The sequence below is a fragment of the Aquabacterium parvum genome, assembly GCF_001447195.1.
Lineage (GTDB): Bacteria > Pseudomonadota > Gammaproteobacteria > Burkholderiales > Burkholderiaceae_C > Aquabacterium > Aquabacterium parvum.
Genome location: NZ_LFRI01000589.1, coordinates 1 through 273 on the forward strand (window position 1 = coordinate 1; position 273 = coordinate 273).

The window sequence follows — 273 nt, forward strand, 5'->3', positions numbered from 1 at the left end:
GGGCCGCCGCCAGCGGCCTCATACGTGCATCCATCCTCACACCTTGCCCCCCTCATAGGCGAGGCTCACCGACGCGCCAGGAGCCCACGCACGCACCGGCACGGACACCTGCTCACCCACTCGGCCCTCGAAAGGCGTGGTGTCCGGAACTGTGAGGGTGAAGAGTTGAACGAGGCCACGGTTATCGAGGCCCTCGATCTGGAGAACCGGGCGGGTGGGGATCACCTCGCCGGTCTTCTTGTTGACGCCACCACCCAGGGTGGTGACTGCTCG

At 66.7% G+C, this 273-nt stretch carries 1 protein-coding gene; it reads right to left on the minus strand.

Going from position 1 to position 273, the window contains the following annotated elements; translation table 11 throughout:
- Nucleotides 1-36 precede the first annotated feature (36 nt).
- Nucleotides 37-273: hypothetical protein (locus tag ABG80_RS23155; protein ID WP_160322635.1), on the minus strand; the 237-nt coding region annotated here is incomplete at its 5' end.